Genomic DNA, 8,694 nt, shown 5'->3' with positions numbered 1-8,694 from the left:
AGCTTGCTCGCGATAGCGGTCTGTCTGCCACGCATAGGTTGAATGTGCCGCCGCTATCGCGAGCAAGCTCGCTCCCACAAGGGGATGAGTCGATTCAAGGAAAGTGTGTCAAATCAGGAGACGCCACCCCGGCGTCGCAGTGGAACAACAAAAACAATCACTGTGAGGGATACCGCTATGTCCGAGCATGTTCAGCCCCTGGAAGCCACGCGCAGCGTCGGCACCAGCCAGGAAACCCAGAAAGTCATCTTCGCCTCGTCCCTGGGGACGGTGTTCGAGTGGTACGACTTTTTCCTCTATGGCGCCCTGGCGGCGGTGATCAGCAAGCAGTTCTTTGCCGGGGTCAACGACACCACCGCGTTCATCTTCGCCCTGATGGCGTTCGCCGCCGGTTTCATCGTGCGGCCGTTCGGGGCACTGGTGTTCGGTCGGTTGGGGGACATGATCGGGCGCAAATACACCTTCCTGGCGACCATCGTCCTGATGGGCCTGGCGACCTTCTGCGTCGGCCTGCTGCCCAACTACGCCAGCATCGGCATCGCCGCGCCGATCATCCTGGTGGTGTTGCGCATGCTCCAGGGCCTGGCCCTGGGCGGTGAGTACGGTGGCGCGGCGACCTACGTTGCCGAGCATGCGCCGATGGGCAAGCGCGGTTTCCATACCAGCTGGATTCAGTCCACCGCCACCCTCGGGCTGTTGCTGTCGCTGCTGGTGGTGCTGGGCTGTCGCTACTTCACCGGCGATCAGTTCGAAGTCTGGGGCTGGCGCATCCCGTTCCTGCTGTCGATCCTGCTGCTGGGCATCTCCACCTGGATTCGCCTGAGCCTGCACGAGTCGCCGGCCTTCCTGAAAATGAAAGAAGAAGGCAAATGCTGCAAGGCGCCGATCCGCGAATCCTTCGGCAAATGGGAAAACCTGAAGGTGGTGCTGATCGCCCTGTTCAGTATCAACGCCGGGCAAGCGGTGACCTTCTATGCCGCGCAGTTCTACGTGCTGTTTTTCCTCACCCAGTTCCTGAAGATGGACCCGGCCCTGGCCAACAGCTTGCTGATTGTCAGCGTGGTGATCGGCGCACCGTTCTTCATCTTTTTCGGCTGGCTGTCGGACAAGGTCGGGCGCAAACCGGTGTTGATGATCGGCCTGCTGCTGGCCACCGCGCTGTACTTCCCGATCTTCAAGACCCTGGCCCACTACGCCAACCCGGCCATCGACCAGGCGAGCCGCCAGGCACCGATCACCGTGGTCGCCGACCCGGCCACCTGCACCTTCCAGTTCGACCCGGTGGGCAAGGCGCGTTTCGACAGCCCTTGCGACAAGGTCAAGACCTTCCTGGTCAAGCAAGGCCTGCCCTACAGCAGCGTTTCGGCCCCGGCCGGCAGTTCCGTCCAGGTCAGCGTCGGTGATGTGAAACTCGAAGGTTACGACGAAGCGGCCCTGCGCGGTGCGGTGACCCTGGCCGGCTATCCACAACAGGCCGACACCCAACAGATCAACCGGCCGATGATTGTTGCGCTGATCGTGGCGCTGATCATCATCTCGGCGATGTGCTACGGACCGCTGGCGGCGTTGATGGTCGAGCTGTTCCCGACCCGCATTCGCTACACCTCCATGTCCCTGCCCTATCACATCGGCAACGGTTGGTTCGGCGGCTTCCTGCCCACCGTGTCGTTTGCCCTGGTGGTCTACACCGGGGATATTTTCTATGGGCTGTGGTACCCGGTGGTGATCACCGGGGTGAGCCTGGTGGTGGGCATGATCTGCCTGCGGGAAACCCGGAACGTGGACCTGGATAAAAACTGAGGATGAAACCGTGGCGAGGGCAATGGCGCCCTCGCCAGCGGATCAGAAGCGCGCCTTCACGGTCATGGTGAAGTTGCGCGGCTCACCGTAATAGTTACCGAAACCCTCGGTGCCGATGGTGGTGTAGTAGCGCTTGTCGAACAGGTTGTTGCCATTGAGGGCCAACGACCAGGTGTCATCGATGCGGTAGCCGACGCGACCGTTCCACACCGCATAACCGGCCTGGGTGATCTTCTCGCCCGTCGCTGGCGATACGCGGAAGTTGTCGCTTTGGGCATTGACCCCAGCACCGACGCTGAACCGCTCGAACGCTCCGCCAAGGGCATAATCGCCCCACAGGCGCAGCACATGACGCGGCACGTAGCTGTTGAACGAACCGCCGTTGAGGCGGGTGTCTATGTCGTCGAGGGTCTTGGTCTGGGTGTAGGTGTAGCCGGCCAGCAGTTGCAGGCGCTCGATGACTTCACCGCTGATCTCGGCTTCGAAACCCTGGGCGCGAACCTTGCCGGCGTTCTCATAGCAAAAACCGTCCGAGGACGCACAACTTGAGTTGTAGTCGGTCTGGGCCTGGTCTTTCTGCAGCGTGCGGAACAGGTTGAAAGCGCCGTTCAAGCGGCCCTCGAACCATTCGCCCTTGATCCCCAATTCATAGCTCTCGCCCACCAGCGGCTTGAGCGCCGAGCCGCTTTCGGAGCGATAGTTGCCTTGGGGCGTAAAGATATCCGAATAGCTGGCATAGGCCGTCAGGTGCTCATTGAGGTCCAGCAATACGGCGGCAAACGGCGTGACCTGGCCGGTCTCCGTGCTCTTGGCGTGCTCCGAACCACCGGTGAGGAACACCGAGTCGGTCTTGGAGCGGTACCAGCTCACCCGACTGCCGACGACAAACGTCAACGGGTCCGCCAGTTTCAGGCGCAGGGTCGAATACATGCCTTGCTGCTGGGTAACGGTCTTGACCGGACCACCCCGTGTCGAGTTTTCGATGAAGTAACTGTCGTCCGGTTCGGGAATATGTCGATCCGGATCGAACACATTCTGCTTCTGTGGCAGCAGTGCCACCGAGAAGAAGTCATCCTTGTCCGAACGACTGGCGTTGAAACCAACGATCAATTCATGTTGCTGCCCCAGGGCGTCGAACTTGCCGTCCAGGTAGGCGTCGAGGCCGTAATCGACCTGGTCGTAGTCGTACATGCTGCCCAGCAGGTTGGTGGTCGAGGTGCCTGGCGCCACCGAACCCGAGGCAAAGGCGTATTTGATGTCCTGGGTATTTTTCGTATAGACACCGGCAACCTTTACCGCCCAGTCGTCATTGAGCTGATGCTTGAGATCGCTGAACAGCGTGGTCCGCTGGCTGCGCCAGGTGTTCCACGACGGATCCAGGCAAGTGGAACGGCTGAGTTTCAAATCGCTGCCGTCGCGGTAGCGAGGAAGCCCGCCCCAGCAAGGGCTTGCATCGACGTCTTCATAGGCAACGCCCACGCCAAGTGTCGTGTCGGGCGACAGATCGAAATCCAGGGCACCGTAGTAGATCTGGTCCTTGCGCCGGGCATCGTCGTAGAAATAATGCCGGCTCTGCTCGGCGATCACCGCCCTGCCCCGCACGGTGCCGGAATCATTCAGCGGGCCACCGGTATCGACCTGCCCACGGTAGTTGTCCCAAGTGCCGCCCGAGAGGCTGAGTTCGGTCTGGGCCGTGGCCTGGCCACGTTTACGCACGAAGTTGACGCCGCCGGATGTGCCGCCCGCGCCCTTCATCATCCCGGCGGCACCGCGCAGGACTTCGACACGGTCGTAATAGGCCATGTCGCTGCTGAAACTGTCGGCCTGGACATAGCTGTTGCCCATGTCCAGCGGAACGCCGTCGTATTGATACTGACCGGACATCCGGAACCCACGGGAGTAGAAATACTTGCCGCCCATGGTCGAGTCGTACACGGTAATGCCGGGGGTCTTTTCCATCACTTGATCGATGGTGTTGAGGTTCTGGTCATCGAGCATCTTGCGGGTGATCACCGTCACCGACTGCGGCGTTTCGCGCAGGGAGTGCTCACCCTTGCCGATGGTCACCGCACCCGTCGTGTAGGAACCACTGTTCTCGGTGGTCGCCCCAAGCATCTGTGCCTCGATGCTGGTGGCGCCCAGTTCCATGACCGAACCGTTGGCGGGCAACCGGCGCAGCACGTACGTGCCGTTGGCCTGGAGCTCAGCTTGCAGGCCACTACCGCCAAGAATGCGAGCGAAGCCCTCAGCCACGCCGAAAGAACCTCTCAGGCCGGGCGATCGCAGATCATCCAGTTGCCGGGCATCAAACGAAAGGGCGACCCCGGCGGCGCTGGAGAAACGGGTCAGCACATCCACCAGGCTCCCGGCGCCGATGTCGTAAGCCTGCACCGAACGCTGCGGCGCCGAGGCGCCTGGAACCGGGTTGGCATTCACGACCGTGGCGCCGGCGGTGGTGACAGCCAGCAAGCCGATTTTCACTGCAAACACCAGACGGCCTGGCGCGCTTACCCAAGGCATATTTCCCCTCCCCAAAACGGTCGATAAAAACTCACTGAGGAAGAGCCGAACGACGGGGATGAAAAGTGCAGGGCCAGATTTTTTTATTACACAGCGTCACCGCCGCTCGCCACCCGCGACCTGGACCCAGAATCGGCTGTAGCGCGTCACCCGCAACGAAAAGCCGCTCTCCAGCGCCGCCAGGGCGAGGTCGGTGTTATCGACAGGAAACACACCGGACACCTTCAAGTCGCCAATCGCCGGGTCCCAGCGCAGCACACCGGGGCGGTAGCGCGACAGCTCATCCAGCAGCGCCGCCAGGGGACGGTCAATGGCGATGATGCTGCCCTTCTGCCAGGCGCCGACCGACACATCGTTGCCACGCAAAGTGCCCAGCAACCGCTCATTGAAATCCAGGCGCTGGCCGGCTTCGACCCGCCTCCTTGATCCCATCGCCGGCAGACTTACCTCGACCGCCTTCTCCAGCACTGCCACTTCGCCGCCTCGCGCCTGGCCACGGACGATAAACCGCGTGCCCAACGCAAGCACCTCGACCGGCCCCATCACCACCTTGAACGGACGTCGCAAGGGATCGACCGCCGTCGTCACGAGCACCTCACCCCGCAACAACTCCACGAGCCGCTGCTGTCCATCGAAACGAACATTGATCGAGGTATCAGTGTTGAGCAGGACCGTGCTGCCATCGGCGAGTTGGTACTCGCGGCGCTCACCCACGGCGGTGCGGTAATCGCAAAACAGGTTCTGGCTTGCCTGGCTGCGCCAACCCAACCAGCCCAGGCCGCCAGCGGACGTCAGCAGCAAAACGCTACGCAACACCTGGCGGCGGGATCGATGGTGGGCGTCGCTCAAGGTCGGTGCAGCCAGGGCGCCCGGTACGCTTGCCATCTGCTCGGCCACTGCTGCCATGCGTTGCCAGGCCTGGCCGTGCAGCGGATCGGCAGCCAGCCAGGCGCGCCAGCCGGCCCGGTCCGCATCGGTGGTGATGCCGGAATGCAGCCGGGCGTACCACTGCGCCGCCACGCGAATGGCGTTCAACTCTTCAGGGGGCAGGTTCATGAAAGCTGCAGTTGAATCTGCATCAGGCAGCAATGCTCCATGGCCTTGGCCATGTGATTGTTGACCGTGCGTACGCTGACACCCAGGCGTTCGGCAATTTGCGGGTACGTCAGGCCATCGAACTGCGACAGGATGAACGCCTGCCTGACCCGCGGCCCCAGCCCCAGGAGCAAGCGGTCGATTTCCATCAGGGCCTGGAGCATGATCGCCTGCTCTTCCAGCGAGGGGTGCTGCTCTTGCGGCATGGCGGCCAATACTTCGAGGTAGGATTGCTCCAGCGAGCGACGGCGAAACAGGTCGATCAACAGCCCTTTGGCGATCATCGACAGGTACGGTCGTGGCTCACGGATATCCAGCGCAGAGCGCGCCTTGATGACCCGCACAAACGTATCCTGGGCAAGGTCCGCGGCATCGAAGGTGTTGCCCAAGCGCTTGCGCAGCCAGCCCTGGAGCCAACCGTGATGATCACTGTACAGAACGTCGACAGCACTGCGTAGGGACAGATCGTTGGCGGACATGGCAATGGAATAATTCGCGACTGATAATGACTCGCATTGTCATGGAGCCTATCGCCGCTTGCAACCCAAACGTGCCCGGCCACCATCCACTCGCTGGAACGGCTCAGTGCAGGGAGTGACTTTTCACCGTGTTTTCCACCAGGTCCAGCATCTGTCCCAGCGCCCAGGGCTTGGCGATGAACGAGGCATGGTGCTTGATCCCGGCGCTTTCCGGCGTCTCGAAGCCGGACATGATCAGCAGCGGGATCTGCGGCCAGCGGTCGCCGGTCAGGTTGGCCAGGTCCGCACCGTCGATCTTGCCGGGCATGGTGATATCCGTGAGCAACAGGTCGACGTAGTGGGCGCTCTCTTCGAGGAACGTCAGCGCCGCATCGGCGCTCTCCCGAGGCTCCACGACGAACCCTTCTTCCTCAAGGATCTCGCAGAGGAACTCCAGGATGGTTGGATCATCTTCCACAACGAGTATCAAACGTGTAGTCGCCTGGCCGTCGCCATTTGGCATCGAATTCATGAAAGTGACTCTCCTTGACCTCATAAACCTGCTTTGCGGTAGCAACCGCCTTGAAGTTATGAGCAATCCCCCTGCGAGAAAATTCATTCTGCATGCCAATAGGCCGCTGAACGTCACATCAGAGCCGCTTGGTAACGCAGCGCAACGCTTTTTATCTGTATATCCATACAGATAAAACTTGCCCTGGCGCCCATCCATGACCATGCTACAGCCCCATGAAATCTGCTCGGGAAAAGGGCGCTATGCAGCTGTACCTGTGTGAAAAACCGTCCCAGGCCAAGGACATCGCCGCCGTGCTCGGTGCCACGCGCCGTGGCGACGGTTGCTGGCTGGGCCCTGGCATCACGGTCACCTGGTGCATCGGACATCTGCTGGAAACCGCCCCGCCCGACGCCTACGACGCGCGCTACAAGCGCTGGGTACTGGCCGACCTGCCCATCGTGCCGGCGCAATGGAAAATGACCGTCAAGCCGAAAACCGCCAGCCAGTACAAGGCAGTCAAGCGCCTGCTGGGGGAAGCGAAAGAACTGGTCATCGCCACCGACGCCGACCGCGAAGGTGAAATGATCGCCCGGGAGCTGGTGGAACATTGCCGTTATCGCGGGCCGATCCGGCGGCTATGGCTGTCGGCCCTGGACGAAGCATCGATCCGCAAGGCCCTGGCCGCCCTCAAGCCGGGGGCTGAAACCTTCAACCTGTATCACTCGGCCCTGGGCCGTTCCCGGGCCGACTGGCTGATCGGCATGAACATGAGTCGCCTGTTCACCCTGCTGGGGCGCCAGTCCGGCTACCAGGGCGTATTGCCGGTGGGCCGTGTACAGACACCGACGCTGCGCCTGGTGGTGGACCGCGACCGCAGCATCGCCGACTTCGTGCCGGTCGCCTATTGGGCCATCGACGTGCAGCTCAGCCACGACGGCACGGCGTTCACCGCCCAGTGGCGCGCCGATCCGGACGCCTGCGACGACCAGGAACGCTGCCTGAACCAGGCCCTGGCCCGGGACGCCGCCCAAGCCATGAGCAACACCGCCACCGCCCGGACGCTGAAGGTACGTACCGAACGTCTGCGCGAAGCGGCACCGTTGCCCTTCGACCTGGGCACGTTGCAGGAAGTCTGCTCGAAGAAACTCGGCCTTGGCGCCCAGGAAACCCTGGACATTGCCCAGTCGCTCTACGAAACCTACAAGCTCATCACCTACCCTCGCAGCGATTGCGGTTTCCTGCCCTTGAGCCAGCACAGCGAAGCACCGGCCATCCTGGCCGCCCTCGCCCAGGCCGACCCGAGCCTTGCACCGCTGCGCGAGCACCTGCAGCCGCAACGCAAGTCCCGGGCCTGGAACGACGCCAAGGTCAGCGCCCACCATGGCATCATCCCCACCGCCGCCGCCAGGAACCTCGACAAACTCGCCGGCAAGCAGCGCGCCGTCTATACGCTGATTCGCGCGCGCTACCTGGCGCAGTTCCTGCCCAACCATGAATACGATCGGACCCAGGCCGACTTCGACTGTGCCGGCCAGGCGCTGCGTGCCGTGGGCAAGCAGATCGTCGAACCCGGCTGGAAACGCGCACTGCCCGAAGCGCTGGCACCGGCCAGGGGCCGTGAAGCACCGGTGCCGCAGACCCTGCCGGCACTGAGCGAAGGCCGCGATTGCGCCGTGGACAAGGTGACCCCCAAGGACCTGTGGACCCAACCGCCCAAGCCGTTCACCGAAGGCGACCTGATCAAGGCGATGAAGAACGTCGCCAAACTGGTGGAGGATCCGCTGCTCAAGCAAAAGCTCAAGGACACCACCGGCATCGGCACCGAAGCAACCCGGGCCTCGATCATCCAGGGGCTGCTTGACCGCGGTTACCTGGTGAAAAACGGCAAGGCCCTGTCCGCCACCCCGGCGGCCTTCAGCCTCATCGACGCCGTGCCCCGGGCCATCGCCGACCCGGGCACCACCGCCATCTGGGAACAGGCCCTGGACATGGTGCAGAGCGGCGAAATGAGCCTGGAAGAATTCGTGACCCGGCAAGCCGCCTGGATGAGCAAGCACGTCGCCCGCTGCCAGGGCATGAGCCTGACCATCAGCGGCCCGGCCAGCCCCGCCGGGCGCGGCGCAACGCCGTGGAAAAACAAACGCAAGCCGGCCAAGCGCAAGGCTGGCGGTGCGCCGCGCAAGGCGAGCAAGGCCAAGGCGACCTGAGCAAATCAGGCCCACCATAAATCCCCTGTGGGAGCGAGCTTGCTCGCGATGGCGGTGGTTCAGCTAAAAAAATGTTGGCTGATACGCCGCCATCGCGAGC

6 protein-coding genes are annotated in these 8,694 nt (G+C 62.6%); 2 read left to right on the top strand and 4 right to left on the bottom strand.

Annotated elements, in window-relative coordinates; genetic code table 11:
- Nucleotides 1–177: 177 nt before the first annotated feature.
- Nucleotides 178–1,800: an MFS transporter gene (locus LQ215_RS28880; RefSeq protein ID WP_230153654.1), complete on the top strand. Its 1,623-nt coding sequence runs from the start codon at nucleotides 178–180 to the stop codon at nucleotides 1,798–1,800.
- A gap of 42 nt (nucleotides 1,801–1,842) precedes the next feature.
- Here the strand turns inward: LQ215_RS28880 and LQ215_RS28875 are convergent, their stop codons facing one another.
- The 4 genes from LQ215_RS28875 to LQ215_RS28860 form a co-directional block, all read right to left on the bottom strand.
- On the bottom strand, nucleotides 1,843–4,320 hold the full coding sequence (locus tag LQ215_RS28875; RefSeq protein WP_230153653.1) for a TonB-dependent siderophore receptor: 2,478 nt from the start codon (nucleotides 4,318–4,320) through the stop codon (nucleotides 1,843–1,845).
- 96 nt (nucleotides 4,321–4,416) lie between these two features.
- A complete protein-coding gene (locus tag LQ215_RS28870; protein ID WP_230153652.1) occupies nucleotides 4,417–5,376 on the bottom strand; it encodes a FecR domain-containing protein in 960 nt (319 codons plus the stop codon).
- Nucleotides 5,373–5,894 carry a sigma-70 family RNA polymerase sigma factor gene (locus LQ215_RS28865; RefSeq protein ID WP_230153651.1) on the bottom strand — a complete coding sequence of 174 codons (522 nt, stop codon included), beginning with the start codon at nucleotides 5,892–5,894 and terminating at the stop codon, nucleotides 5,373–5,375. Before LQ215_RS28865 ends, LQ215_RS28870 begins: the two co-directional genes overlap by 4 nt.
- A gap of 103 nt (nucleotides 5,895–5,997) precedes the next feature.
- A complete protein-coding gene (locus LQ215_RS28860; protein ID WP_230153650.1) occupies nucleotides 5,998–6,405 on the bottom strand; it encodes a response regulator in 408 nt (135 codons plus the stop codon).
- Between the two features lie 242 nt (nucleotides 6,406–6,647).
- On the opposite strand from LQ215_RS28860, the gene LQ215_RS28855 reads away from it, so the two are divergent.
- Nucleotides 6,648–8,594: a DNA topoisomerase III gene (locus LQ215_RS28855; RefSeq protein ID WP_230153649.1), complete on the top strand. Its 1,947-nt coding sequence runs from the start codon at nucleotides 6,648–6,650 to the stop codon at nucleotides 8,592–8,594.
- Nucleotides 8,595–8,694: the final 100 nt, after the last annotated feature.

It is taken from the genome of Pseudomonas brassicacearum (assembly GCF_918698105.1).
Taxonomy (GTDB): Bacteria; Pseudomonadota; Gammaproteobacteria; order Pseudomonadales; family Pseudomonadaceae; genus Aquipseudomonas; species Aquipseudomonas brassicacearum_F.
Note: the sequence above shows the minus strand (reverse complement) of the source record. Positions and strands in the feature narration are given on the sequence as shown.